This is a genomic window from Arthrobacter sp. 05T45, from assembly GCF_056395875.1.
This window is the reverse complement of the sequence record NZ_JBFTKI010000003.1, coordinates 194850-219427: the sequence shown is the minus strand read 5'-3', so window position 1 is coordinate 219427 and position 24578 is coordinate 194850. Positions and strand designations below refer to the sequence as shown.

20 protein-coding genes are annotated in these 24578 nt (G+C 68.3%); 8 read left to right on the top strand and 12 right to left on the bottom strand.

All coding sequences use genetic code 11. The features are described 5' to 3' along the window. Positions 1 to 27 precede the first annotated feature (27 nt). Positions 28 to 1365 carry a DUF445 domain-containing protein gene (locus AC1DGD_RS05570; protein ID WP_476856156.1) on the top strand — a complete coding sequence of 446 codons (1338 nt, stop codon included), beginning with the start codon at positions 28 to 30 and terminating at the stop codon, positions 1363 to 1365. 24 nt (positions 1366 to 1389) lie between these two features. Here the strand turns inward: AC1DGD_RS05570 and AC1DGD_RS05565 are convergent, their stop codons facing one another. The 7 genes from AC1DGD_RS05565 to AC1DGD_RS05535 all read right to left on the bottom strand — a co-directional run bounded on the left by AC1DGD_RS05565 (position 1390) and on the right by AC1DGD_RS05535 (position 11397). After that, complete coding sequence (locus tag AC1DGD_RS05565) at positions 1390 to 2613, bottom strand: MFS transporter (RefSeq protein ID WP_476856155.1); 1224 nt, start codon at positions 2611 to 2613, stop codon at positions 1390 to 1392. Between the two features lie 75 nt (positions 2614 to 2688). Further along, positions 2689 to 3534, bottom strand: a complete 846-nt coding sequence (gene narI / locus AC1DGD_RS05560; protein ID WP_476856154.1) for a respiratory nitrate reductase subunit gamma — start codon at positions 3532 to 3534, stop codon at positions 2689 to 2691. 2 nt (positions 3535 to 3536) lie between these two features. Then, positions 3537 to 4157: a nitrate reductase molybdenum cofactor assembly chaperone gene (narJ, locus tag AC1DGD_RS05555; RefSeq protein WP_243178363.1), complete on the bottom strand. Its 621-nt coding sequence runs from the start codon at positions 4155 to 4157 to the stop codon at positions 3537 to 3539. Then, the gene (gene narH / locus AC1DGD_RS05550) at positions 4154 to 5896 is read right to left on the bottom strand and encodes a nitrate reductase subunit beta (protein WP_476856153.1); all 1743 of its coding nucleotides are present in this window, start codon (positions 5894 to 5896) and stop codon (positions 4154 to 4156) included. Before narH ends, narJ begins: the two co-directional genes overlap by 4 nt. Next, on the bottom strand, positions 5896 to 9606 hold the full coding sequence (locus tag AC1DGD_RS05545; RefSeq protein ID WP_476856152.1) for a nitrate reductase subunit alpha: 3711 nt from the start codon (positions 9604 to 9606) through the stop codon (positions 5896 to 5898). The genes narH and AC1DGD_RS05545 overlap by 1 nt, the downstream gene beginning before the upstream one ends. Before the next feature lie 142 nt (positions 9607 to 9748). After that, complete coding sequence (locus AC1DGD_RS05540) at positions 9749 to 10498, bottom strand: LamB/YcsF family protein (RefSeq protein ID WP_476856151.1); 750 nt, start codon at positions 10496 to 10498, stop codon at positions 9749 to 9751. Continuing rightward, a complete protein-coding gene (locus tag AC1DGD_RS05535) occupies positions 10489 to 11397 on the bottom strand; it encodes a hypothetical protein (RefSeq protein WP_476856150.1) in 909 nt (302 codons plus the stop codon). The genes AC1DGD_RS05540 and AC1DGD_RS05535 overlap by 10 nt, the downstream gene beginning before the upstream one ends. A 126-nt stretch (positions 11398 to 11523) precedes the next feature. On the opposite strand from AC1DGD_RS05535, the gene AC1DGD_RS05530 reads away from it, so the two are divergent. Then, positions 11524 to 12897, top strand: coding sequence for an MFS transporter (locus tag AC1DGD_RS05530; protein ID WP_476856149.1), 1374 nt, complete (start codon positions 11524 to 11526; stop codon positions 12895 to 12897). 58 nt (positions 12898 to 12955) lie between these two features. Here AC1DGD_RS05530 and AC1DGD_RS05525 read toward each other — a convergent pair whose 3' ends face one another. From AC1DGD_RS05525 to AC1DGD_RS05510, 4 genes are all read right to left on the bottom strand, one after another. Beyond that, positions 12956 to 15286: a glycoside hydrolase family 65 protein gene (locus tag AC1DGD_RS05525; protein ID WP_476856148.1), complete on the bottom strand. Its 2331-nt coding sequence runs from the start codon at positions 15284 to 15286 to the stop codon at positions 12956 to 12958. 63 nt (positions 15287 to 15349) lie between these two features. After that, entirely contained in the window at positions 15350 to 16093 is a 744-nt protein-coding gene (locus AC1DGD_RS05520) for an HAD family hydrolase (RefSeq protein WP_476856147.1), read from the bottom strand. A gap of 118 nt (positions 16094 to 16211) precedes the next feature. Then, on the bottom strand, positions 16212 to 16583 hold the full coding sequence (locus tag AC1DGD_RS05515; protein ID WP_230011117.1) for a substrate-binding domain-containing protein: 372 nt from the start codon (positions 16581 to 16583) through the stop codon (positions 16212 to 16214). A gap of 298 nt (positions 16584 to 16881) precedes the next feature. Next, positions 16882 to 17499 (bottom strand): alpha/beta hydrolase, encoded by a 618-nt coding sequence (locus AC1DGD_RS05510; RefSeq protein WP_476849868.1) that lies wholly within the window; start codon positions 17497 to 17499, stop codon positions 16882 to 16884. A gap of 261 nt (positions 17500 to 17760) precedes the next feature. Here AC1DGD_RS05510 and AC1DGD_RS05505 point away from each other — a divergent pair, with 261 nt between their 5' ends. The 6 genes from AC1DGD_RS05505 to AC1DGD_RS05480 all read left to right on the top strand — a co-directional run bounded on the left by AC1DGD_RS05505 (position 17761) and on the right by AC1DGD_RS05480 (position 23498). Then, positions 17761 to 18024: a DUF6458 family protein gene (locus AC1DGD_RS05505; protein WP_018774860.1), complete on the top strand. Its 264-nt coding sequence runs from the start codon at positions 17761 to 17763 to the stop codon at positions 18022 to 18024. Between the two features lie 631 nt (positions 18025 to 18655). Next, entirely contained in the window at positions 18656 to 19474 is an 819-nt protein-coding gene (locus AC1DGD_RS05500; protein ID WP_476856146.1) for a DeoR/GlpR family DNA-binding transcription regulator, read from the top strand. Beyond that, positions 19471 to 20457 (top strand): 1-phosphofructokinase family hexose kinase, encoded by a 987-nt coding sequence (locus AC1DGD_RS05495; RefSeq protein ID WP_476856145.1) that lies wholly within the window; start codon positions 19471 to 19473, stop codon positions 20455 to 20457. The genes AC1DGD_RS05500 and AC1DGD_RS05495 overlap by 4 nt, the downstream gene beginning before the upstream one ends. Positions 20458 to 20459: 2 nt before the next feature. Further along, positions 20460 to 22538, top strand: a complete 2079-nt coding sequence (locus AC1DGD_RS05490; protein ID WP_476856144.1) for a PTS fructose transporter subunit IIABC — start codon at positions 20460 to 20462, stop codon at positions 22536 to 22538. A 67-nt stretch (positions 22539 to 22605) separates the two neighbouring features. Continuing rightward, positions 22606 to 22887: an HPr family phosphocarrier protein gene (locus tag AC1DGD_RS05485; protein WP_018774864.1), complete on the top strand. Its 282-nt coding sequence runs from the start codon at positions 22606 to 22608 to the stop codon at positions 22885 to 22887. A gap of 323 nt (positions 22888 to 23210) precedes the next feature. Then, positions 23211 to 23498, top strand: a complete 288-nt coding sequence (locus AC1DGD_RS05480) for a DUF7218 family protein (RefSeq protein WP_476856143.1) — start codon at positions 23211 to 23213, stop codon at positions 23496 to 23498. Between the two features lie 35 nt (positions 23499 to 23533). Here the strand turns inward: AC1DGD_RS05480 and ku are convergent, their stop codons facing one another. Further along, complete coding sequence (ku, locus tag AC1DGD_RS05475) at positions 23534 to 24532, bottom strand: non-homologous end joining protein Ku (RefSeq protein ID WP_476856142.1); 999 nt, start codon at positions 24530 to 24532, stop codon at positions 23534 to 23536. Between the last annotated feature and the right edge of the window lie 46 nt (positions 24533 to 24578).

The following is a 24578-nucleotide window of genomic DNA, read 5'->3' as shown; positions in this document are numbered from 1 at the left end:
GTTTCCGTGGCGGGCTAGGCTGGGCTCATGCAGGTGAATACTGAGTCAACCTCCCTGACCGGCGCGGCGGGACGTCCGGGCGGCGCCCGGCCGGACGGTCCCCCCGGGCAGCGTTCCGCTGCCTCCAGCGACGTCGAGAAGGCCGCGGCGCTGCGCCGGATGAAGCTCCTCGCCCTCTCGCTGCTGGCCGTCATGGCGGTGATCTTCATCGTCGCGTTCGCCCTGCAGAAGCAGTATCCGGGGCTCGAATACGTCCGCGCCGCGGCCGAGGGCGGCATGGTCGGGGCCCTCGCGGACTGGTTCGCCGTCACGGCCCTGTTCAAGTACCCCATGGGCATCAAGATCCCGCACACCGCGATCATCCCCCGCCGCAAGGACCAGATCGGCGCCTCGCTGGGCGAATTCGTGGAAACCAATTTCCTCTCCGAACAGGTGGTCCAGGAGAAGCTGGCGTCCGCAGACATTGCGCGCAAGGCCGGCGCCTGGCTGTCCAGCCCCGGCGGCCCGGACCGGGTCGCCAAGGAGGGTGCCGCCGTCATCCGCGGCGCGTTCAAGGTCCTCAACGACGACGACGTCCAGGCCGTGATCGAGTCCATGGTCCGCAAGCACCTGCTCACCCCGCCGTGGGGGCCGCCGGTGGGCCGCCTCGCCGAGCGGATTTTCGACGACGGGCACCACCATGCGCTGGTGGACCTAATGGTGGACCGCACCGTGGACTGGGTGCGGGACAACCAGGAGACGGTCAACAGGCTGGTCACCGACCGGTCCCCGACGTGGGTGCCCTCGTTCGTGGACGGGCTGGTGGGCGACAAGGTGTACGTGGAGATCCTCAAGTTCACCCGCGCCGTGCAGTCCGACCCGCAGCACCAGGTCCGCCTCTCGATCGACAAGTACCTCAAGGAACTCGCGCAGGACCTGCAGCATGATCCTGTCATGATCGCCCGCGCCGAGGGCATCAAGGCCCAAGTGCTCGGCGACCCGGAGGTCCGCGAGCTCGCCTCCCGCACCTGGGACACCATCAAGACGGCCCTGCTCACCGCCGTCGATGACCCGCACAGCGAACTGACCGTCAAGTTCAAGGCGGCCGTGCATGACTTCGGCACCCGGCTGCTGGTCGATCCCGAGCTCGCCGGCAAGGTGAACGCCTGGATCGGCGACGCGGCCGGCTACCTCGTGAAGACCTACCGCTCGGACATCGCGGGGGTCATCACGGACACCGTGGCCCGCTGGGATGCCGACGAGACGTCGCAGAAGATCGAGCTGCAGGTCGGCAGGGACCTGCAGTTCATCCGGATCAACGGCACGGTGGTGGGCGCCCTGGCCGGGCTGGCCATCTTTACGCTGGCCACCCTGCTGTTCGGCTAGCTGGGCCCCGCTCCGCGGCACCGGCTAGGCGGCCGCGACCTTGGCCTTGGTCCTGCCGTGCATGGCGAAGATGGTGAAGACCAGCGCCGCGAACGCTGTGGCGACGAGCAGCAGCAGCCCGATCGCGTAGCTGTGCGCCGCGGCGTCATAGGTGGCGCCCATGATCAGCGGCGGGAAGTAGCCGCCCAGGCCGCCGGCCGCGCTGACCACCCCGCTGATGCTGCCGACCTTGCCCTCCGGCGCGAGGACCCCCACCCAGGCGAACACCCCGCCCGTGCCCAGGCCCAGCGCCGCCGCCATGGCGACGAACGTCAGGCCGGCGGGGACGTCGCCGTCGGGTTGCAGGTTCACCACCCAGGCAAGGACGGCGACGCCGGCGAGGGCAGCGATCACCACTGGCTTGGGACCGATCTTGTCGGCGAGTACGCCGCCCACCGGCCGCGCCAGCACGGCTGCGAGCGCAAACCCCGCGGTACGGGCGCCGGCCGCGCTGGGATCGAAGCTGTAGACATCCCGGAGGTACGTGGGCAGATACGTGGCGAAGGAAACGAAGCCACCGAAGAGGACTGCGTAGAGGAAGCACAGCTTCCACGTGACCGGGGTCTTCGCGGCGTCGATCAGCTTGGGCATCACGGGCGCGTTGCTGCGGGTCCAGCCCGGCGCCTCCTTCAATCGGAACCAGATGATGGCGGCCATGACCGCCAGAATCGCGGCGATCAGCAGGTGGGTGGGAACGTAGCCGATGGCGGCGACAAGCCGGGGGTTCAGGAAAGCGGCCAGGGCCGTTCCGCCCATGCCCGCGCCGAAGACGCCGGTGGCGAAACCCCGCCGGGCGGGCTCGTACCAAGCGCTGACAAAGGGGATCCCGACGGCGAAGACGGTTCCGGCGACCCCCAGCAGCACGCCGGCAGCCAGCACCAGGGCGAAGGAGTCGAGGCTGCCGCCGACTGCCACCAGCAGGATCGGGACGATGGAGGCCATCAGGACAAAAGTGAACATGGCGCGGCCGCCGTACTTGTCCGTCAAGGCGCCGACGACGATCCGCCCCAGCGAGCCGACGAAGACGGGCATGGCCACGAGCACACCGGTGGTGGCCGGATTGAGGTGCAGATGCTGGGTGTAGAACGCGCTCAGCGTGGCGATGGAGTTCCAGGCCCAGAAGCACACCACGGAGGTCGAGGTGGCGAGCGTCAGATTGAGCGCCCGGCCCGCAGGGGCGGCGACGGGCGGGGACACTGCTCCGGCCACGGCGGTCTCCTTCCTGGTTCAGCAAAGCGGTTCAGCAAAGCGGTTCAGCAACGCAGCTTCAGCGATGGCACCGGGTCACCGGTTCCTGGTGTCCCGGTCCCGGGTTCCGACGGCGGACCAGCCCCGCCGCGCGCCGGCCGTGGAGCTCCGGGCGCCGGCAGCGCCGGCTGTGCCTTTGGCCCCGGCCCCACCGGAGTCCCGATCCCGGGAGCGGTAAACGATGTAGGGGCGGAAGAGGTAGTGGAACGGGGCCGTGAAGGCGTGGACCAGGCGCGTGAACGGCCAGATCACGAACAGCGCCATGCCTACCAGGGTGTGCAGGTGGAAGGAGAACGGCGCCGCGGCCATCGCCGCGATGTCGGGCTGGAAGATGAACAGCGAGCGGAACCACGGGGCCACGGTCTCGCGGTAATTGTGCCCGTGCTCGCCCTCGAAGACACTCGCCAAGGTGGTCCACAGCCCGAACACGATGGCCGCGGTGAGCACCACGTACATGGTCTTGTCATTGCCGGTGGTGGCCATGAAGACCGGCCCGGTGGTCCGGCGGCGGTAGATCAGCAGGAGGATCCCGCCCAGCGTTCCGACCCCGGCGATCCCGCCGACCAGCAGGGCGTTGAAGTGGTAGAACTCCTGGCTCATCCCGGCCGCCTGGGTCCACGCCATCGGAATGACCAGGCCGAAGAAGTGACCGGCGATCACGGCGAGCAGGCCAAAGTGGAACAACGGGGACGCAATCCTCAGCAGCCTGGACTCATAGAGCTGGGAAGACCTCGTGGTCCAGCCGAACTGGTCGTACTTGTAGCGCCAGAGAAGTCCGCCGACCAAAACCACCACCATGACGTACGGCAGCACGCCCCACAGCACGATGTCCAGTGCGGTGAGTCCGACGGCGGATCCGGGTTCCGCTTCGAATGCCAGCATGCTCAGGCCCCCTTCACGGGCAGCAGGCGCGGATCGTACGGGTCCAGGCCCACGGCCTCCGTGGGCGGGCCGTAGCCGGCCATCCGCATGACGGCCTGCTCGTCCGCCGGGGATTTCCCGGGCAGCGTGGCGCAGACGGCCTGCAGGATCCGGGCGTGCGGCAGCTGGTCCCGGAGCAGCCCGAAGCGGAGCATCTCCAGGCTCGCCCGGAAGCGCGTCAGCAGCTCGCGGCCGGCCGCGAGGTCCACCAGCGCGGCGTATTCGAGGACCATCGGGAGGTAGTCGGGCAGTTCGCCGTGGGTGTCCACCAGGATGTCGCTTTGCCGGTAGGTCTTCTTGAAGTTGCCCAGAACCTCGCCGCGGCGCCGGGTGTCCCCGTCAGTCCAGTAGGACAGGTGCAGGGCGTGGCGCTTTCCGAGGTCAAACTCGCGCACGTACTGGGACTGGAGCTGGATCGGCGGCGTGGACTCCAGCTGGTCCAGGACCGCAACGAAGTCCGCCGTGGCGCCGGGGAACTCGGCCAGCGCGGCCCGCATCAGCGGGACCCGGCCGGTCAGTTCCTCGTCAGGGTAGGACAGGCACCAGGCCGCGGCGAGGTAGAGGACCTGCTGGCGGCGGGTCATGGCTGCTCCCCCGCCGGAGGGGATTCCGCGGGGCCCGCCGGTTTCGGCGGCGGCGGTTCCGCCGGAGGCGGTTTTTCCGGAAGCAACGCCTTTTCCGGAAAAAGCCCGGAGGGCGCTCCGGTGCCGTCCCAGTTCAGCAGGTTCACCCTGCCGCGCAGGGTGGTTTCGCCGGGCGCGGAGCCGGAGGTCTGCCGGTCCCGGAGGGCGTTGAAGGTTTCCACCGCCACGGGGACGGGCCGGCCGCTGGCTTCGCCGAAGTGGGCGGTATCCTGCATGCCCGGGCCGCCCTCGAAGTCGAGCGAACAGCCCATTTCCTCGAGGTCGTGGGCCTGCTCCACGTGGGCCTTCGGGATGACGTAGCGCTCCTCGTATTTCGCGATCGCCATCAGCCGGTACATCTCGTACATGCTCTGGCTATCCATCCCCACGGCCTCCGGGATGGCGTCGTCCGGGTCGTCGCCGAGGCTGATGCCGCGCATGAAGGAGCGCATCGCCGCCAGCTTCTTCAGCACCGCGGTCACCCGGTCCGCGTCGCCGGCGGTGAAGAGTTCAGCGAGGTATTCCACCGGGATGCGCAGCGCGTCGATGGCGCCGAAAAGGTTGCCGGTGTCCTCGCCGTCGTGGCCCTGGTCGCGCAGCAGGTCCACCACGGGTGAGAGCGGCGGCACGTACCAGACCATCGGCATGGTCCGGTATTCCGGGTGCAGCGGCAGCGCCACCTTGTAGACCTTGGCCAGGGCGTAGACCGGCGAGCGCCCGGCGGCGTCGATCCAGTCCTCCGGGATGCCCTGGGCCCGGGCCTCGGCCTGGACGGCGGGGTCGTTCGGGTCCAGCAGCACGTCCATCTGGGCGTCGTAGAGTTCCCGGGGGTCCGTGACGGAGGCCGCCGCGGTGACGGCGTCGGCGTCGTACAGGAACAGCCCCAGGTACCGCAACCGGCCCACGCAGGTCTCGGAGCAGACTGTCGGGAGCCCCACCTCCACCCGCGGGTAGCAGAAGGTGCACTTCTCGGCTTTGCCGGTCTTGTGGTTGAAGTAGATCTTTTTGTAGGGGCAGCCGGTGACGCACTGGCGCCAGCCGCGGCATTTGTCCTGGTCCACCAGCACAATCCCGTCCTCCACCCGCTTGTAGATCGCCCCGGAAGGGCAGGAGGCCATGCAGGACGGGTTCAGGCAGTGCTCGCAGATCCGCGGCAGGTAGAACATGAAGGTTTGTTCGTACGCGAACTTGATCTTGTCCTCGGATTCCCGCCGGACCTTCTCCACGATCGGGTCCAGGTGGCCGTTCTCGGCGGAGCCGCCGAGGTCATCGTCCCAGTTCGCGGACCAGGTGATCTTGGTGTCCTCCCCGGTGATCAGGGACTTGGGCCGGGCCACCGGGAAGTCGTCGCCCAGCGGCGCGTCAACGAGGGTCTTGTAGTCGTAGGTCCATGGCTCGTAGTAGTCCTTGAGCTCGGGCTGGACCGGGCTGGCGAAGATCCCGAAGAGCTTCTTGACCCGGCCGCCCGCCTTGAGCACCAGCTTCCCGCGCTTGTTCAGCGCCCAGCCGCCGTGCCACTTCTCCTGGTCCTCGTAGCGGCGCGGATAGCCCTGCCCGGGCCGGGTTTCGACGTTGTTGAACCAGACGTATTCGGTGCCGGCACGGTTGGTCCACGCCTGCTTGCAGGTCACGGAACAGGTGTGGCAGCCGATGCATTTGTCCAGGTTCATGACCATGCCCATTTGGGCCATGACACGCATCAGTACTGCACCTCCTGGGAACGACGCCGGACGGTGGCCACCATGTCGCGCTGGTTTCCGGTGGGGCCAAGGTAGTTGAACGCGTAGGCGAGCTGGGCGTAGCCGCCGATCAGGTGCGAGGGCTTGACCAGCAGCCGGGTCACGGAGTTGTGGATGCCGCCGCGCCGCCCGGTGGCCTCGGACTTCGGCACGTCGATGGTGCGTTCCTGCGCGTGGTGGACGTAGACCACACCGGCCGGCATCCGGTGGCTGACGATCGCCCGGGCCACCAGGACGCCGTTGATGTTCAGGCACTCCACCCAGTCGTTGTCCTTGACCTCGATGGCCGCCGCGTCGGCGGGGCTCATCCAGACCGTGGGCCCGCCGCGGGAGAGCGAGAGCATCAGCAGGTTGTCCTGGTATTCGGAGTGGATGGACCACTTGGAATGTGGCGTCAGGTAGCGGACCACCACCTCCATGGACCCGTCCTGGCCGAGCCTGGGTTCGCCGAAGAGCCGGTGCATGTCCAGCGGCGGCCGGTAGATCGGCAGCGCCTCGCCGATGTCCCGGATCCAGTCGTGGTCCAGGAAGAAGTGCATCCGGCCGGTCAGGGTGTGGAAGGGCTTGAGCCGCTCGACGTTGATGGTGAAGGGTGCATAGCGCCGGCCGCCGGTCTCGGAGCCGGACCATTCCGGCGAGGTGATCACCGGAACCGGGCCGGCCTGGGTCTGGGCGAAGGTGATGTATTTTTCTTCGGAGCCCTCGGCCAGGTCCGCCAGTTTCCTCCCGGTGCGGATTTCCAGGTCCTTGAAGCCCTGCACGGCCAGCGCCCCGTTGGTGGTGCCGGAGAACGCCAGGATGGCCTCGGCCATCTTCGCGTCCGTATCGATCGCGGGACGGCCGTCCGCGGCGCCGCCAAGCATCACCCCGTTGGATCGGCTGAGCCGGTCCAACGGGCCGGCAAGTTTGTACGTGACGTTCTTGACCGTGAAGCCCAGTTTGTCCGCCAGCGGCCCCACGGCGGCGAGCTTGTCCGCGATGGCGGTGTAGTCTCGCTCGACGACGGAAAAAATGGGCATGTTCTGACCCGGGACCGCGGGGATGGACATGTCCCGCCAGTCCCGCACGATCCCGCCGGGCTGGGCCAGCTGGCCGGGCGTGTCGTGCTGCAGCGGCACGCTCACCAGGTCCCGGCGGACGCCGAGGTGGGTTTTGGCCTGCCGGGAGAACTCCTGAGCCAGCAGGTGGAAGGTGTCGAAGTCCGTCTTGGTCTCCCACGGCGGGTCAATCGCGGGGGTGAAGGCGTGCACGAACGGATGCATGTCGGTGGAGGACAGGTCGTGTTTTTCGTACCAGGTGGCGGCCGGGAACACGACGTCGGACAGCAGGGTGGTGGAGGTCATCCGGAAGTCCGCGGAAACCAGCAGGTCGAGCTTTCCTTCGGGCGCCTGCTCATGCCATTTCACATCCTTGGGCTTGAGCCCCTCGGCATGGTCCTGGCCCAGGACATTGTTGTGCGTTCCCAGCAGGTTCCGCAGGAAGTACTCGTTGCCCTTGGCCGAGGAGCCGAACAGGTTGGAGCGCCACAGCACGAGGGTCCGCGGCCAGTTTTCCGGGGCGTCCACGTCCTCGATCGCCGGGTTCAGGGTGCGGCTCTTCAGGGCATCGGCGATGTAGCCGGCGGCGTCCGTCGCGGTGCCGGCGGCGACGGCGGCTTCCGCCTCGTCCGCGAGGTCCAGCGGGTTGCGGTCGAACTGCGGGTAAAACGGCATCCAGCCCAGCCGGGCGGACTGGGCCAGCGCGTCGGCAGTGTGCATGCCGTCCAGGCTTCCGGTGGAGAGCGGGGACTTCAGCGCGTCCGCGGAGTAGCCGTCCTGACGCCACTGGTCCGTGTGCATGTACCAGTAGCCGGTGCCGATCATCGTCCGCGGCGGCCGGGACCAGTCAAGGGCGTTGGCCAGCGACAGCCAGCCAGTGACCGGCCGGGTCTTTTCCTGGCCGACGTAGTGCGCCCAGCCTCCGCCGTTGCGGCCCATGCAGCCGGTCAGCATCACCAGGGCCAGCACCGCCCGGTAGGTGGTGTCGCCGTGGAACCACTGGCAGATCCCGGCGCCCATGATGATCATGGACCGGCCCTTGGACTGTTCGGCGTTGCGGGCGAATTCGCGGGCCACCCGGATGCAGGCCTGCGCCGGGACGGAGGTGATCTCCTCCTGCCAGGCCGGCGTGTAGGGTGTCGCTGCGTCCTGGTAGCCGGCGGCCCAGTCCCCCGGAAGCCCGTCGCGGCCGACCCCGTACTGGGCCAGCATGAGGTCGAAGACGGTGGTGACCAGCTGGCCTTCCACCGCCAGGACGGGCACGCCGCGGCGGAGCACGCTGCCGTCCCCGCCGGCGTCCTCGAAGCACGGCAGCAGGATCTCGGCGCTTTCCATTGACACTTCCCGGAGGGACAGCGCCGGTTCGATCGCTCCGAGATCCAGGTTCCACTTGCCCTCGCCGCTCTCTGAGTAGCGGAAGCCCATCGAGCCATTGGGGACCGCCGGCAGCCCGGTCTTCTTGTCGAACAGGACGGTGCGGAACGCCGCGTCCTCGGCCAGCGACTCGGCGGGGAGGTCCTTGGCGGTGAGGAACTTGGCCGGGGTGAGGGAGCCGTCGTCGCGCCGCTCGAGACGGACCAGGAACGGCAGGTCGGTGTACCGGCGGACGTAGTCGGCGAAGAACGGCACCTCACGGTCGACGAAGAATTCCTTGAGCATGACGTGCCCCATCGCCATGGCCAGCGCGGCGTCGGTTCCGGCCTGCGCGGGGAGCCATTCGTCGGCGAACTTCGTGTTGTCCGCATAGTCCGGGCTGACCGTGACCACCTTGGTGCCGCGGTACCGCACCTCGGCCATCCAGTGCGCGTCCGGGGTGCGGGTGACGGGGACGTTGGAGCCCCACATCATCAGATACCGGGCGTCCCACCAGTCCCCCGATTCCGGGACGTCGGTCTGGTCCCCGAACACCTGCGGGCTGGCCACGGGGAGGTCGGCGTACCAGTCGTAGAAGGACGTCATCACCCCGCCGATCAGCTGGATGAAGCGGGTCCCCACCGCGTGCGAGACCATGGACATCGCCGGGATGGGCGAGAAGCCGGCGCAGCGGTCCGGGCCGTAGGTCTTGATGGTGTTCACGTGCGCGGCGGCGGCGATTTCGATCGCCTCCTGCCAGGAGACCCGCACCAGGCCGCCCTTGCCGCGGGCCTGCTGGTAGCGGCGGCGCCGCTCGGGGTCGCCCACGACGTCGGCAAAGGCCAGCACCGGGTCACCCAGCCGGGCCTTGGCCTCGCGGTACATCTCGACGAGGACGCCCCGCGCATACGGAAAACGCACCCGGGTGGGTGAGTAGGTGTACCAGGAGAAGGCCGCGCCGCGCGGGCAGCCCCGCGGCTCGTATTCCGGGCTGTCCGGGCCCACGGAGGGGTAGTCGGTCTGCTGGGATTCCCAGGTGATGATGCCGTCCTTGACGTACACCTTCCAGGAGCAGGAGCCGGTGCAGTTCACCCCGTGCGTGGACCGGACCACCTTGTCGTGGCTCCAGCGGTCCCGGTAAAAGATGTCGCCCTTGCGGCCACCCTCGCGGAACACCGCCCTGCCGTCGTCGGTCTGGTCCCATTTCGTAAAGAATCGGCCCAGCTTCAACATTGCATCCGAGGCGGGCCCGTCCAGCCCCGCCGCGTCTCCGGCAGTCATTCCTTCAAGCTAGGGTGCCCCCTCCGGCCGGAACAGGGCCTTAGGACACTGTGGCAGGCCCGGGTCCGGGCCGTCCGGGAACTGCCCGGCCGGCCCCGCAGTTCAGGGCCACCGGCCGGCCCCGCGGGTCGGGGCTCGCAGTTCAGGCGAAGCTCTCCAGCTCGACGCCGGCAGCCTCCAGCGCCGCACGGATCGCGGTCGCCGCGGCAACGGAGCCGGCGGTGTCGCCCTGGAGGCACAGCGACTGCGGCTCGATCCGGAGCACCGTGCCGTCGACGGCCTCGATTTCGCCCTTCGTGGCGAGCCTGACCGCCCGCTCGGCAACCTGTCCGGCGTCGAGCATCATTGCTCCCACCTCGGTGCGCGGCACGAGGGTGCCGTCGGGGAAGTAGGCGCGGTCGGCGAAGGCCTCGGAGAAGACGGGGTGCCCGGCTTCCTTGGCGATTTCCAGCAGGGCTGAGCCGGGGAAGCCGAGGACGGGCAGTCCGGGATCGTAGGCCTGGATGGCGGCGATCACGGCGGAGGCCTGCTCGCCGTCGTGCACGGTGCGGTCGTAGAGCGCCCCGTGCAGCTTGACGTAGTCCACCGAGGCGCCCACGGCATGGGCCACGCCGTCGAGCGCCCCGAGCTGGTAAAGGACCGCGCCGAAGAGATCGTCAAAGGTCATGTCCAGCGAGCGCAGGCCAAAGCCGGCCAGGTCCGGGTAGCCGATGTGGGCACCGACGTTGACGTCGAGCTCGTACGCCGCCCGGCAGGTGTCCAGCATGGTCACGGGGTCCCCGGCGTGCATCCCGCAGGCCACGCTGGCGCTCGTGACCAGCGGAAACATCGCGGCGTCGGCGCCCTTGGTCCAGGTCCCGAAGGACTCCCCCAGGTCAGTGTTCAGATCCAAAACGTGCCGCCGTCCTTCGTTAAAGTCTTCGGGGCGCCGCTGCCCTGAGTGCCGCCGCCCTGGGTGCCGCCGCCCGGGGCGCCGCCGTCCGGCTGCGCGTCCAGGGAAGTTTCGTAGAGCGCTGCCGGGCCGGTGGTTTCCGCAAGGGCTTGCAGTTCTCCCGGAATCGTGTCCGGGATGGGCCCGAATGCTTCCTTGGCGTTCGCGACGACCGCATGGCCCATCACCCGGTTGCCCACGCCGCCTACGACGGCGCCGATACCGAAGGGCAGGGCACGGCCCAGCCAGGCTGTGCCCTGGGTCTTGAGCAGGGAGCGCAGGAACATCGTCTGGATCTTGGCCCGCACTGTACCGAAGCCGGCGAGGGGGACGCGGCGGGTGAAGGCCGCGGTCCAGGCCTGCGTGGGCCCCTTGCCCCGGCCCGCCGCTTGTCCGCTCAGCGAGCTCAGTAGCTGGGTGCCTTCCTCGCCCAGCATGACCGCCATGACCAGGGTGCTGGCTCTGTCCGGGTCCACCATCCGGATGCCGTGCAGTTCAGCAAGGGCCGTGGAATACAGTGCGGTGGCTTCGAGGAACCCGACTGCTGCGGCGGCCGAGAGACCCAGTGCGGCCGCAGTTCCGACGCCCGGAATCACGGCAGCCCCGCCGACCAGCGCACCGCCGCCGGTGACGGCCAGCAGGTAGTCGCGCTCCAGGATGGCGGCGAGCTGCGCCGCGGTGGCCTGCGGGTGCCTGCGCTGAAGCCTGCGGATATTGGCCAGCACCAGCGGCCGCTGGACTTCAACCGCCCGCAGGAGCACCTTGTGCAGGCCGGGCCGGGGCTGGCCTGCCGCGTCGAACATCGCGCTGTGGGCTGTTTCCTGGGCAATCTTCATTGCCGGGTTGCTGCGCTTGGCCATGATCGCCTCTCGTCGGAACCATAAAACTAAGTGCACTTAACACTACACACGGGTAGGCAGGCGGGGTCGCCGCTGCGCCCCGGAGGGGTCCAGCCCGGCCGCGCGGCTGGCTACTAGACTGGGCCCATGCCCGCCCTGCGAGCCCTCCGCCCCTTCGCGCACCGGGAGTACCGCGTGCTGATCACGGCGCTGGCCGTCTCCATCTTCGGTTCCGGGATGTGGGCCGTCGCGATGGTCTACGAGGTGATCCATCTGGGCGGCGGACCGCTGGAGCTTTCGGTCGTGGCCGCGGCGGGCAGCGTCGGGCTGGTGACGTTTCTGCTGGCCGGCGGCATCGCCGCGGACCGCGTGCCCCAGCGGCTCCTGATCATCGCGGTCGAGGGCGCCAACCTCGCCGTCGTTGCCACTGTCAGCGGGCTGGCCCTGGCCGGCTTGCTCGAGCTGTGGCATCTCGCGCTGGGGGCCTTCGTGCTCGGCGTCGGGGCTGCGTTCTTCTTCCCCGCCTACTCCGCCATCCTGCCGCGGATCCTGCCGCCCGAGGACCTGCTGGCGGCCAACGGCCTGGAAGGCACGATGCGGCCGCTGTTGCAGCAGGCCGCCGGACCGGCCGTTGCGGGCATCCTGGTGGCGGCCCTGTCCCCCGCCTACGCCGTCACCGGAGTGGCGGCCTGCCATCTGGTGGCCTTCTGCATCCTGAACCTCCTCCACCGCCAGCCCGCGGCGGGAGTCCCGGACAGCGGTGGGGCTACCGAATCTGGCCAGCCGCGGGCCAAGACGTCCCTGCGCCACGACCTCCGCGAGGGCGTCAGCTACACCGTCCGGACGCCCTGGCTGCTGTGGACCCTGCTCTGGGCCTGCATTTCGGTGCTGTTCCTGATCGGCCCCATCGAGGTCCTGATCCCCTTCGTGGTCCGGGACCAGCTCGGCGGGGACGCGCGCATGTTCGGCTTCCTGCTCGCCATCATGGGCTTGGGCGGCGCCGCAGCCTCGCTGGCCACGGCTTCGTTTCCCCTCCCGCGCCGCTACCTCACCGTGATGATGGTGTCCTGGGGAGCGGGAAGCCTGCCGATCGCCGCCGTCGGAATCATGGACAGTTTCTGGGCCGTGGCCGCCGCCCTCTTCATCTTCGGCGCGACCGGCGGCGTGGGCATGGTGATCTGGGGAACCTTGCTCCAGCGCCGGGTGCCGCCGCCTCTGCTGGGCCGCGTCTCGAGCCTGGACTTCTTTGTATCCCTGGCCCTCATGCCGGTCTCCATGGCACTCGCCGGGCCGGCCGCCGAGGTGCTGCCGGTGTGGCTGATCTTCCTCGTCGCCGGGACCGTGTGCCCGGCGATGGCCGTCGTCGCGATGGTCGTGGCGCGGATGCCGGCCGATGAACTGACCCACCCCCTCACCGGCGGTGAGGAACCCGCCGACGGTGAGGAACCCGCCGACGCCCCGGCCTCTGCCGAATCCTCCGGACCAGGGCAGCCCGGCCCAGACCAACGCGGGGTCACCTAGCGCCCATGTCCGGGGGAATCATGGGCGATAGGTGACCCCGCGTTGCTTCGGCGGCGGTTTAGACTGCGGCGCGCACCACCGGGATCGACGACGTCGGAAGGCCGCTGGGGAAGATGGTCGGTTCCGGGGCGGTGACGGGCGCCAGCGGGACCCGGACCGGGCCGCCGTCGACCGTGAGCAGTTCCCCGCGCACGTCGACCTCCAGCGGCGCGCCGTCGCGGACGGTCAGGCTGATCGAATCCTGCTCGAGCCCGACGTGCAGGAGCCTGCCCTGGATCTTCAGGTGGAACTCGAGGCCGTCCCATTCGGCAGGCAGCCGGGGATCGAAGTACGGCACAGCGCCCTGGTCCCGCAGCCCGGCGAAGCCGCTGACCAGCGAGCTCCACACGCCGCCGGTGGAGGCGATGTGGACGCCGTCGATCGTGTTGCCGTGGGTGTCGTCGAGGTCGATGAACAGGGCGTGGGTGAAGTGGTCCAGCGCTGCCTTGCTGTAGCCGACCTCGGCCGCCATGATGCCCTGGACGCAGGCGGACAGCGTGGAGTCGCCCGTGGTGATGGGGTCGTAGAAATCGAAGGCGCGGCGCTTTTCCTCGGCGGTGAAGTCCTGCCACTGCAGGAACATGGCCAGCACGGTGTCGGCCTGCTTAAGGACCTGGTGCCGGTAGATCACCAAGGGGTGGAAGTGCAGCAGGAGCGGGTACTTGGACCGGGGCGTGGTCCAGTCCCACGGTTCCAGGGTCATGAAGTCGTTGTCCTGGGAATGGACCTGGAGGTCCTCGTCGTAGGGCAGCTGCATGCGGTTGGCTGCCTGCTCCCAGAGCTGGCGTTCGGCGTCGTCGATCTCCGGGTGGTCCAGTGCCGCCGCGGCGCGCAGGTTGAAGCGGGCCATGACGTTCGTGTACAGGTTGTCGTTGACGACGGCGGTGTACTCGTCGGGGCCCGTGACGCCGTGGATGTGGAACAGTCCGTCCTTGCCGAAGAAGCCGAGTGAGACCCACATCCGTGCAGTCTCGATCAGCAGATCGGAGCCCAGGGTGGCCTGGAACTCGGTGTCCCCGCTGGCCCAGATGTACCGGTTGGTCGCGAAGGCGATCGCGGCGGCGATGTGGAACTGCGCGGTGCCGGCCGCGTAGTAGGCGCTGGCCTCGAGGCCGTTGATGGTGCGCCAGGGGAAGAGGGCGCCGTCGACGCTGAGCTCCTTGGCGCGGATCTTCGCCTCGGGAAGGAGGTCGTGGCGGAATTCCAGGACCTGGCGGGCGTTGCCCGGGTTCGTGTAGGTCAGGTAGGGCAGCAGGTACACCTCCTGGTCCCAGAAGTAGTGGCCGTCGTAGCCGGAGCCGGACACGCCCTTGGCCGGGATGCCGGCCACATCGGCGCAGGCCGTGGCCTGCGCGAGCTGGAAGAGGTTCCAGCGCACGCCCTGCTGGAGCTCGGTCTGGCCCGCAAGGACGATGTCGCTTGTGCTCCAGTAGGCGCGGTAGTGGTCCTCGCTCTCGGCGAAGATCTCGCTGACCGGCTTGAGGCTGGCTTCGGCGTTGTCGGCGAGGTCCTCGGCGGCCTGGCCCACGGCGTAGCTGACGCTCTTCTCCAGCACGAACGGTGCGTCCGCGCTGACGGCGAGCACGTAGCGCACGCTGCTGTCGTCCTGGTCCACCTGGGTGTCGAACGGCTGCACGCCGGCCGAGGTCCAGTGATCCACGGCCATCCCGAGCCGCTGCTTGGATTCCGAGGCTTCCCAGGACAGGCGCAGGGAGCCGTCCCCGCCGTCGAGCCGCAGGGGCAGCAGCACACGGCCGGCGTGGCGGCCGGCGCGGCGCGGATCATGGGCGGAGTGGTCCTCCACCGGCTGGTCCTGGCGGTTGATGACCGAGGACGTGACGTCCGCGGAGATATCCCGGTCGGCCGCCACTTCGAGGCTGATGCCCAGCGCCCCGCGGGTTGCGTAACCGACGGCGCGCCGTTCGGTGGTGGTCACCGTCGCACCGGAACGGCACTGCCAGGTGATCCGGCACTCATAGATACCCGTGGCGAAATCCACCGAGCGGCGGTAGTCCAGCACGGTGGACTCCTCCAGGCTCAGCGGCTCGCCGTCGATGATGACGGTGAAGTTGTTGGCGTCCGGGACGTAGAGGATCCGCTGGCCGGTGCGGGCGAAGCCGTACGCGTTTTCCGCGTGCTTGATGTCCCAGGTCTCGTGGAAGCCGTTGATGAAGCTGCCCGGAAGTTCGGCGTCCGCGGCACCCCAGTGCGCGCCGCGGATGCCCAGGTGCCCGTTGCCGAGGCTGAACAGCGTCTCCAGGGTGCCGGCATTGCCGGGGAGGTGAACGGTCTCGACCAGCTGCCAGGGATCGTTGGGGAACCGGGCGCGGTCCGAGGTGATGAGAGCCATGGTTTAGGGGGTTCCTTCGGCGGGAGTGGGCAGTGGGCTGGGCGGTGGGGTGAGCGGGCCGGGCTAGAGCAGTTCGGCGAGGTCGTTGACCACGACCGTGGCGCCGGCGTCGAGCAGGGTCTGCCGGCCGGCGCCGCGGTCGACGCCGATCACCGAGCGGAAGTCTCCCGCGCTGCCGGCCTGGACGCCGGAGACGGCGTCCTCCACCACGACGCACTCCTGGCTTGGCAGGCCCAGAAGCCGCGCGGCGTATTCGTAGGTGGCCGGGCTGGGCTTGCCGGGCAGCCCCTCGGCGACGGCGACGACGCCGTCGACCACCACCGGGAAGTAGTCGGACAGGCCGGCAGCCTTCAGCACGGCAGGGGCGTTGCGGGAAGAGGAGACGACGGCGAGCTTGAGTCCGCGGGCCAGCGCGGCCTCAACCAGCCGGACGGAGCCCTCGTACGGCTGGACTCCGCCGGCCTCGACGATGTCGTTGAAGACCTTGTTCTTGCGGTTGCCGAGTCCGTGGACGGTGTCATGCGCGGGCTCGTCGTTCAGCGGGCCCTCGGGCAGCACAATCCCGCGGGAGGCCAGGAAGTCCCGGACGCCGTCAAACCGCGGCTTGCCGTCGATGTGGTCGAAATAGTCGCTCTCACGGTAGGGCTCAGCACCGGGGGCCGAGGCCAGGAAGCCGTCAAAGAGCTGCTTCCAGGCGTGCTCGTGCACCACGGCGGTGGGGGTCAGGACGCCGTCGAGGTCAAAAAGGATGGCGGTTGCACCGGAGAGCGCACCGGCGAGGCCGGAGGTGTCGGGAACTACAGTCATGAGTCGAGGTCCTTTCAGACGACGGGCAGGCAAGACGGTTTGGTCAAAGCGATGGTCTAAGGCAGGCAGTTCAGGGCTGCTCTGTTGGGGGCCGTTCCGGCGTCGGACACCGTCCGGATCAGCGTCGGCGCGTGCTGGTGCGCTCTACCAATTTGGTGTCCAGCAGATGGTTCGACGGCGGACTGGCAGGCGGCGTGGCAAGTCCTGAGCGATGAAGTCTTTCAATAAGCAGGTTGGCCGCGAACGCGCCCTGGCCGGCCAGTGGCTGGGCAATTATGGTCAGGCCCAGGAACCAACTCATCTGATGATCGTCTATTCCTATGATGGACACGTTTTCCGGCGCTGACAAACCGAGCTCCCGCATGGCCACGAGCGCACCGCAGGCTGTCTCGTCGCAACCGGCGAAGACCGCGGACGGCATCCCGGGGTTTTCCACAGGCTGCACCATGGCCAGCCGGCCGCCTTCGATGCTGGAGCCGGCGTCGAGCACGAGGTCCGGAGGAGACGGTGCAGATGGGGAGTCCGGGGAGCGCGGGGACGTGCTGGATACTCACGCGCGGGGTATTGGCCTGCGGCACGGGCTCAGCCCTTTCTTCCCCCCGAAGTAGTGGGCCCGGTGTTCATGGCCGAGGTCGATTGTAAGCGCTTACATATTTGGCATGCAAGTGGATGATCCGGAGTTTGGCAGCGGAGCGGGAACGGGCTGGCAGGCCTGCTTGGCCGTGGGTTGGCGGGGCCGGGCGGGCGTCCTGGTCAGCGCCCGGTCAGCGCAGGACGTAGTGCCCTGGTCAGCGCAGGACGTAGTGCCGCAGGAACGCACTGACGTCCACGAGTTCGGCCAGCGAGATCGTGTGGCCCATGCCCGGATAGGTCCTGGCTGTGAGCTGGGTATTCCGGTTCAGCCAAGCCTCGGTGTGCTCGGTAGCGGCGTCGTTGATGACGACGTCGCCCTTGTCCCGGCCCCAAAAGAACGGCGGCCGGGCGGTGAACGATTCACTCATCGCCAGCAGTTCGTTGTCCAGGACAAAACCCGAGAGCCCCACAGCTGCGCGGAATTGTTCCGGCCGGAGCCGCAGGAGCGTGCTGGCCATCGCCATCCCCTGCGAAAATCCGAACAGGCTGACGCTGCTGTGCCGGGCTTTGACCGACTCGATCCAGGCGAAGACCGCGTTCGTGGAGGCGATGACGTCGGCAAAGTCATGGGTGAGGAAATAGTCCAGCAGGAACCAGCCGTAGTGGTCTCCAATGTCCTTGGGTCCACGCAGGGCGGCGCAGCTGAACTCGGGCGGCAGGGAAGCGAACAGCTTGGACATGCGGAATTCGTCCGTGCCGTAGCCGTGCAGCATCACCAGCAGCGGGGTGCCGCCGCGTTCGTGTTCGGGTTTTGACCAGATCACCGTCTCCATTGGCTCAGCCTATCCAGCACCGCCACGCGTCCCGCCCCGCACGGGGCCGCGCTCCGCGGCTTCCGCGGCGGAAACGGACCTCCGCCCCCCGGATCCGTGGCGCATCCGTCCGGAAAAGGCGAGGCTGGCCGAAACCGGCGCCGAAATTTTCCCCGCGGGGCGGAGGGCGCTTCATTGAAACAGTAGGAGCGGGGTTGTAGCGTGACGCTGGACAGCATGCTTACCATCATCAGTCCGCCCCCGGGCATCAAGGAGCACGTTATGAGAATCGGTTCCGCAATCTTCCTCATCGCCATCGGCGCCATCCTCGCTTGGGCCGTCGCCCCGGGGCTGATCCCCAATGTGAACCAGGCCATGATCGGCTACATCCTGATGGCGGTCGGCGTGATTGGACTCATCGCTTCTCTCGTCCTCGCCGGCCCCGGACGCGGCCGCACGCGCCGGGTCAGCGAGAGCCGCACGGTAGTGGACCCCAACACCGGCGAGACCATCACCCGCAATGAGAGCCGCGACGCAGGCATCTGAGATTTCCCCGCACCCACTGAGCGGCGCGGAAGCTAACGACCCGGAAGCCGGGCCGGACCTCGAGGTCGGGCCCGGCTTCCGCCATCCCGGCCCACTCCCACCACAACCGCAGCACATGCCCAGTCCCCGCGGCAGCCCATGGACACATTCCCCAAATGCCCACTCCCCGGTCCGAACACTGGACATGTCCCCCGGCAGCAGGCCCGCAACCACCACAACCGCAGCACATGCCCAGTCCCCGCGGCAGCCCATGGACATATCCCCCAAATGCCCACTCCCCGGCCCGACCACTGGACATGTCCCCAGGCGCCCGGCCCGCAACCACCCCATTCACAGCACATGCCCAGCCCCCGCGGCGGCCCATGGACATATTCCCCAAATGCCCACTCCGCGGCCCGAACACCGGACATGTCCCCAGACGCCCGGCCCGACCACTGGACATGTCCCGCGGCGAAAGCCCACCCTTCTGCGTTCATGTGGTTTTTCATTGACAAACCAACAAGAACAAAGATAAAGTCAAATAATTCCACTTCATGTGACGGGAGTCACCGAAGCGGCCAAGGGCGCAATTCCAGCTCAACGCACGGCAAGAACAAGAACCAAGTCAGACGCAGTACGCAATGGAGGGTAAGTGTTCGCCGAAGAACGCCAGCAGCTGATCGTGGGGCTCATCTACGCCAGCGGCCGGGCCAGTGTCACGGACCTGGCCGAGCGCTTCAGCATCACCACCGAAACCATCCGCCGGGACCTCGCCGCCCTGGAAGCCTCCGGCAGCGTGCGCCGGGTGCACGGCGGCGCGGTCTCCCCGGACCGCTTCAGCACCACGGAAGAAAGCATCCTGGAACGGACCGTCCAGCGGCAGCCCGAAAAGACCCGGATCGCCGAGGCCGCCTTGGCCCTCATTCCCCAGGGCCTCACCGGCAGCATCCTGATCGACGCCGGCTCCACCACGGAGGCCCTCGCCGAACTCCTGTCCGCCCGGGCCGCCGGAGCCGCCGCGCAGGGCATCGTTGCGGCATCCGGGTCCGACGCCGAACTCGTCGTCATCACCCACTCCCTGCCCATCGCGTCCCGGCTGTCCGGCGGACCCGGGATCGCCCTGCACCTGCTCGGCGGCAAGGTCCGCGGCCTGACCCAGGCCGCCGTCGGCCAGTCCACGGTGGAAGCCGCCCGCCGGATCCGCCCGGACATCGCCTTCATCGGCACCAACGGCATCCATGCAGCCTTCGGGCTGAGCACACCCGATCCTGAAGAAGCCGCTGTCAAGGCTGCCTTCGTCCAATCAGCGCGCCGCATTGTGGTGCTGGCTGACTCCTCCAAGCTGGACGCGGAAACGCTGGTCCAGTTCGCCTCGTTGAAAGATCTGGACACCGTGATCACAGACTCGCAACCCAGCCGGGAACTCGCCGACGCCCTTGCGGAAGCCGGAGTGGAGGTGGTGGTCGCGTGATTGTCACCCTCACCGCCAACCCCAGCCTGGACCGCACCGTGGCGCTGCCCGGCCCCCTCCTCCGCGGGGAAGTTCAGCGGGCCCTCTCCGTCCGCCAGGAATCCGGCGGCAAGGGAGTCAACGTCTCCCGCGCCCTCGTCGCGTCGGGGCTGAAGACAGTCGCAGTTCTCCCCGGCGCCGAGGCCGACCCCGTCCTCACCGGCCTACGGGAGACTGACGTTCCGTTCGCGGCCCTCCCGATTGGCGAGCCGCTGCGCAGCAACGTGGCCCTCACCGAGCCCGGTGGCGTCACCACCAAGATCAATGAACCCGGACCGGCCCTCAGCGAGGAGCAGCAGGAGGCCCTGATCAGCCTGTTGCTGGACCACGCCCGCGGTGCCGCCTGGGTAGTCCTGGCCGGCTCGCTCCCACCCGGGGTCCCGGCCGACTTCTACGCAACCGTCACCCGGCGGCTGCGGTCCATGTTCGACGGCGAGGCCGCACCACGGGTCGCCGTCGATTCATCCGGCGAACCCCTCGCCGCAGCGGTCTCCGGCGATACCTCGGGAAAGCCGGACCTCTTGAAACCCAACGCCGAGGAACTGGTGGAACTGGCTGCCGCAGCCGGTTTCGCCACGAACAAGTCCGCCGAGGAGCTCGAAGCGGACCCGGAGGCTGCAGCAGCCGCCGCCGCCGCCGTCGTGCGCTCCGGAGTGGGTGCCGTACTGGCCACCCTCGGCTCCAAGGGCGCCGTTCTTGTGACGGCCGACGGCGCGTGGCTGGCCACGCACCCGCCGGTCACCGCGGTCAGCACTGTCGGCGCCGGCGATTCCTCGCTGGCCGGATACCTGCTCGCATCCAGCCAGGGCGCCGCCCCGGTCGATTGCCTCCGTCAGGCGGTGGCCCATGGTGCCGCCGCCGCTTCCCTGCCTGGCTCCACTGTCCCGGCAGTCAACCAAACCACCCCTGATGCCGTAACCATCACGGCCCTCCGGAAGGATTGACAGTGACACAGCTCATTACTACCGAACTGGTCGAGCTCGACCAGAATCTGGGCAGCTCGCCCGAGGACGTGATCCGGCATCTGGCAGGCAGGGTTGCAGCCACCGGACGCGCCACCGAGGCCGAAGGGCTTTTCGCCGACGCCTTCGCCCGGGAATCCAAGACCGCCACGGGCGTCCCGGGCGGCATCGCGATCCCGCACTGCCGCTCGACGGCGGTCACCGAACCCACGCTGGCGATGGCGCGGCTGTCCCAGCCGGTCGACTTCGGCGCCAAGGACGGGCCCGCTGACATCATCTTCTTCATCGCCGCTCCCGAGGGCGCGGACCAGGACCACTTGAAGCTGCTTTCGAAGCTGGCGCGGTCGCTGATCAAGAAGGACTTCACGGCCAGCCTGCGCGCCGCGACCTCCGAGGCGGAAATTGTCGACCTCGTCGACGCCGCCCTGGCGGACAAGCCGGCCGCCCACACCGCTGCAGAAGCGACCGGCGCCGCATCCGCGGCCGGCGCCTCAACCGCGGCGGCCGCAACCGGTGAAGGTGCCGGCGCGGCGAAGGCCAAGGGGCCTAAGCGCCTCGTCGCCGTCACCGCGTGCCCCACCGGCATCGCCCACACCTACATGGCCGCCGACTCGCTCGTCGCCGCGGCCAAAGAGGTCGGCGTGGACCTGCAGGTCGAAACCCAGGGATCCTCCGGCGCCAAGGCACTTGACCCCGCCGTGATCGCCGCCGCCGATGCCGTGATCTTCGCAGTGGACGTGGACGTGCGCGGCAAGGAGCGCTTCGCCGGCATGCCGGTGATCAACGCGCCGGTCAAGCGAGGCATCGACGAACCGGACAAGATGGTCGCCGAGGCACTCGCCGCAGCGGACAACCCGCACGCCCACCGCGTGCCCCACTTCGGCGCCGAGGAGCAGGCTGAGATGGCCGCCGAGGAAAAGAGTGAGCACATTGGCACGAAGCTGAAGAAGGCCCTCCTGACCGGTGTCAGCTACATGATCCCGTTCGTGGCTGGCGGCGGTCTGCTGATCGCCCTCGGCTTCCTGCTGGGTGGCTACAACATCACCGCCTTCGCGGACAAGATCCTGGCGGAGAACAGCCTCACGAACTTGCCTACCGTGTACCCGGAGCTGGCCTGGGGCCCGCTGGGCGCCTACCTGGGGGCCGTGCTCTTCAAGATCGGCGCCCTGTCCCTGGGCTTCCTCGTACCCGCGCTGGCCGGCTACATCGCCTACGCCATTGCTGACCGGCCCGGCATCGCCCCGGGCTTCGTTTCCGGCGCCGTTGCCGTCTTCATGGGTGCCGGGTTCCTCGGCGGCATCGTGGGCGGCCTGATCGCCGGCTACGTGGCCCATTCGATCGGCAAGCTTAAAGTGGCCCGCTGGCTGCGTGGCCTGATGCCGGTGGTCGTTATCCCGCTCGTGGCGTCGCTCGCGGCGTCGGGCCTGTTGTTCGTGTTCCTGGGCGCTTACATCGCCCGGGTCACTGTCGGGCTCAACGAGTTCCTGTCCGGCCTCACCGGTGCCAGCGCCATCGCCCTGGGCGTCATCCTGGGCCTGATGATGTGCTTCGACCTCGGCGGTCCCGTCAACAAGGTTGCCTATTCCTTCGCAGTCGCCGGCCTGGGCGCAGCCTCCATCACCAACCAGGCCCCGTGGCAGATCATGGCGGCCGTCATGGCCGCCGGCATGGTCCCGCCGCTGGCCATGGCGTTGGCCGCGACCGTGCTGAACAAGAGGCTCTTCAGCCTTGCGGAACAGGAAAACGGCAAGGCTGCCTGGCTGCTGGGGGCCTCCTTCATCACCGAAGGCGCCATCCCGTTCGCCGCCGCGGACCCGCTCCGCGTCATCCCCGCCAGCATGCTCGGCGGCGCCGTGACCGGTGCCATCTCGATGGCGGCCGGCGTGGGCTCGAAGGCCCCGCACGGCGGAATCTTCGTCTTCTTCGCGATCGATTCGTTCCTGTGGTTCTGCATCGCCATTGCGGCCGGTACCGTTGTCGGCGCCTTCGCCGTGATCGGGCTCAAGCGCTGGGCAGTCAAGAAGCCGGTTGATACGGTGGAAACGGTTCCCGTAGCCGCCTGAACCGGGACGATTTTCCAAGCAGATACTCACAGCTGACAAACACCCAAGCTGACTTCAAGGAGCAGAAATGACCGAACGTAACGCCACCATTGCCAGCCGGGTCGGGCTGCACGCCCGTCCGGCCGCCATCTTCGCCGAGGCTGCAGGCGAGTTCGACAACCTCGAGATCACGATTGCCCGGCTGGGCGAGCCCGAGGACGAGGCGATGGACGCCGCCAGCATCCTGTCGCTGATGAGCCTCGGCGCATCGCACGGCGAAGTTGTGGTGTTGCGTGCCGAAGGTGAGGGCGCCGACGCCGCACTTGACCGCCTCGTGCAGATCCTTGAGACGGATCACGACGCCGAATAGCCCCACCTTCCGGCCCCGCGCCGGAACACCGGCAGCTTCAGTTGGCCCGGCCGGCCCCGATCAGGGGCCGGCCGGGCCTTCGCGTTGCCTGCCGCTTCGTTCAGAAGCAACGCGGGGTCATTTACGGCCCATTCCGGTGGGGTACTTGGGCGCTAAGTGACCCCGCGTTGCTCTGGCGGCGGACCGTCGGGGCAACTTTTATAAGCGGCCTTAGCAAATGCTTGTCACGGCCCCGCGGCGCGGCTAGTTTGGAATCCCCCGGCGGCACCGACCGCGGGCCGCCGCCCATGTGGTTCCCGGCCGAAGGAGATGATCGCGCAGCCATGCCAACGACGAAAGGCAAGCCACAAGGCTCAGAGAGCCCCAGCATCAAGGACCCCGTGCTCTATGAGAAGTTGCTCGAGGACGGCGCCTCCAAGCAAAAAGCCGCCAGGATCTCCAACGCCGCCGCCAAGCGGGGCCGTTCCTCGGTCGGCCGCAAGGGCGGCAAAGCCGGAGACTACGAGGACTGGACAGTGCCGCAGCTGAAGGCACGCGCCAAGGAGATCGGCCTCAAAGGCTACTCGGCCAAGAAGAAGAACGAGCTCATCTCCGCCCTGCGGAACTCCTGATTAACGTGCACGACGGCGCCAGCCGGCATCCGGGCTCAGGCACGCTTTCGCGCCGTCTTCGACGCCGTCACTTTAGGCGCCGCTTCAGTCTTGGAAGCCGCGGCAGCCTTGGAACCGTTCCTGGCTGCCGCCGTCTTGGTGGCCGTGGATTTAGTGCCTGTGGCATTGGCTGCCGCCGTCTTGGCGGAGGTCCTCGGGGCGGCCTTCGCAGCAGAACCGGAGCCCCCGGCAGGAGTCTCCGCCGGCCCGCCGCCGCGCTTTTTCTCGATGCTGCGCTTGAGGGCTTCCATCAGGTCGATAACTTCGCCCTCGCCGGCCTCGGCGGGGGCGCCGAAGGTCTCCTCCGTGTCCAGCGACTCCCCCTTGTCCAGCTTGGCCTCAATCAGCTGACGCAACTGCTCCTGGTAATCGTCCGTGAACTGGTCCGGCTCAAAGTCGGAGGCCATCGAGTCAACCAGGGCCGCGGACATCTCGCGTTCCTGCGCCGAGATCCGGATGGAGGTCTCCAGTGTGGGAAAGCTGGCCTCGCGGACCTCGTCGGCCCACAGCAGCGACTGCAGCACCAGGACCTCGTCGCGAATCCTCAGCGCGCCAAGCCGGGTCTTGTCCCGGAGCGCGAACTGCACAATTGCCACCCGGTCCGTGTCCTCGAGGGCGCGCCGCAGCAGCACATAGGCCTTGGGCGACTTGGAGTCGGGTTCAAGGTAGTAGCTCTTTTCAAACATCATCGGATCGAGCTGGTCGACCGGAACGAACTGGACCACTTCGATTTCGTGGCTGTTTTCCGCCGGGATGGACTTGAGCTCGTCGCGCGTCAGGACCACCGTGCGGCCGTCGTCCTCGTAGGCCTTGTCGATGTCCTCGTAGTCGATGATCTTGCTGCAGACCTCGCAACGGCGCTGGTAGCGGATCCGGCCGCCGTCGGCGTTGTGGACCTGGTGGAGGCTGATGTCGTGGTCCTCGGTGGCGCTGTAGACCTTGACCGGCACGTTGACCAGCCCGAACGCTATTGCGCCTTTCCAGATGGCTCTCATGGATCAAGTGAACATCACAGTTGCGCGGAGGTGAAGGGTTTTGCCC